Below are 2208 nucleotides of genomic sequence, written 5' to 3' on the forward strand. Positions count from 1 at the left end.
TACCCTTGCTGTCGTCTGACGGCAGGGGTATTTTCTTATGCTCTAAAACAAAGCGCACTAATATATAGCGAGACAGCTATATTATTCATAATCTACACATTACGATTTATTGCAGAATCTGCAACTTACGGATATGGAATTTATGCTGACGTAAAGTCGAAATCCGTGGTTTTCAGGATCCTGAAAAGCAGAGTTTCAGAGTTTATGCAGGCGTAAAGTCCATTTTTAACTGCAACAGCACCGAGAAATCGGAAAGATGTTTTACTTTTCAGTTTGTTTGCCTATCTTTGTGGGACATACGAACAAACACGGAAAGTGTTGCTTGTTCTCTGATTGCGAACGTAGGAAATTCGACAGAAGAGAGAATCGGCAGACATCTTGCCGCGTCATATCCATTCGTGGGTATAGGCGTGGGGCTGTTGCTTATTTTATCTTCAAGGTTTCCTACGGCCTGCAATCATTGAATAAGTTTTCAGCACCACGCTTTCTGCTTTTAATAAATCAAACATGATGAACCGTCGTTCAGGTGCTGGGACGACAAACCTAAACTTATTGCAACCATGAAAAAGTTGTTCTTGCTGATGGCTCTGTTTGCCACAACGGCGTTTGTTGCTTGTTCCGATGATGACGACAACGCACAAATCAATCTGGAAGAACTCGTCGGAACATGGCGTTACATGCATTCTGTCGGTTATGAAATCGACGGCAGCACCAAGGACGAATGGAACGAGGACATGACGAACGCACAAATCTATTTCGTCTTCAATGCAGACCGAACTGGTTCCTATAAAGAGATGGATTCATCGGAAAGTATCGACTATTCCGTATCATCCAACAACAAACTGACGATTCGATATACACAATCTGGAGATCCGCAAACTTTTACCATTAAGGAACTGACGACATCGACCCTTAAGCTGGAGTATCATGAAAAGGGTGATGGCTGGGAGGAATACGAACTCAAGACATTCAGCAGACAATGAAATCTCTTTTGAGAGTTGTTGTTGCCATATCTGCGGCCATTTTCATATCATCTGCATGTTCTGACGAGGATGCATATTATTTGACGGTTTCTCCTTTATCCGTCCATTTTACAGCAAAGGGTGGGGCCGAAGAGATAACAGTTTCCAGTAATGGATATTGGACCTATCAATGGAATGACAAAATACCCGATTGGGTTGGAGTTGATATTACAAGTACAGGGTTGCGCATAACGGTAGATGAAAATACCGACAAATCATCCCGTACTGCATTCCTCCTTATTTTCAAAAGTGTGGAAAGTCTACAAGATACTTTCAAAACCGTAATGGTGGAACAATGGGGAGAGAATGAATAAAAAGACAGACTTGGATAGGCGGTCTATACTTACCGTTCTATCCAAGTTTGTTTTTATATTATTTGCAAGTCTCATAAATTTTGACTATATTTATATCATAATCAAAGATTTAATCACCCCTATAAATTTTAGCTAAAATGAAAAGAAAAACACCAAGAATAGAATGAAAAACAGGAACGGAAATAAAAGAGGGCATGGAATTAGCCTATGTCGCCAAATCCGTAAGTTATGACGATGATTGTGTAATGACGCTCATTGTTGCCCGTAAAAAAGACAATCCTACACCTGTAGAGTTTTGATACATGTTTGCTTTGGATATAGACCCTGCACAACAAGTATCCGTCACTTTTCAAAAACGAGGACGAGGGTTTGCAGGCATGTCTTTTCTGTTAAATCCAGCAATCGAAATCCCAGCAATGGCTTTCCCTAATATCGTTACCTTTACAGAATCTACTGAAACCTTGAATATGTTTCAAGCACATATCGATAGCAATATGATTGTATTCGATTATACGACAAAAGAAGGCAACCCGAGTGTATTCAAATTCCCGTTGGCTGGCTTCAACGAGAAATATTTGGAACAGTTTGTATAAACACAAAAGCATCTGTCTATTTCCGAGAACAGACTTTGCGAGGAAAGGGCAAATACACCCCTTTGCAAAAGTTTGTCTCTATATAACCCACACCACACACAACCTACTATAAATAAGCCACTTATCATTAACCAGCTAGTAATTGCAGACAGCGATTGTTGGACACTTTGTTGGACACCGCACGGATTCCCATCTTTCGAACGACTGTAATCTATTGATTTTCAGTTGAAAGCCGAATTAGCTCAGTGGTAGAGCACTTCACTCGTAATGAAGGGGTCC

Annotated in this window: 3 protein-coding genes; all 3 read left to right on the forward strand. The window is 40.5% G+C overall.

The annotated features are described in order from the left end of the window. Positions 1–560: 560 nt before the first annotated feature. Entirely contained in the window at positions 561–983 is a 423-nt protein-coding gene (locus tag QZL63_RS08855) for a lipocalin family protein (RefSeq protein ID WP_022308960.1), read from the forward strand. Further along, positions 980–1336, forward strand: coding sequence for a BACON domain-containing protein (locus QZL63_RS08860; RefSeq protein WP_290586623.1), 357 nt, complete (start codon positions 980–982; stop codon positions 1334–1336). Before QZL63_RS08855 ends, QZL63_RS08860 begins: the two co-directional genes overlap by 4 nt. 302 nt (positions 1337–1638) lie before the next feature. Continuing rightward, positions 1639–1929, forward strand: coding sequence for a hypothetical protein (locus QZL63_RS08865; RefSeq protein WP_290586628.1), 291 nt, complete (start codon positions 1639–1641; stop codon positions 1927–1929). Positions 1930–2208 lie beyond the last annotated feature (279 nt).

It is taken from the genome of Alistipes sp. CAG:268, assembly GCA_000434235.1.
Taxonomy (GTDB): Bacteria; Bacteroidota; Bacteroidia; order Bacteroidales; family Rikenellaceae; genus Alistipes; species Alistipes avistercoris.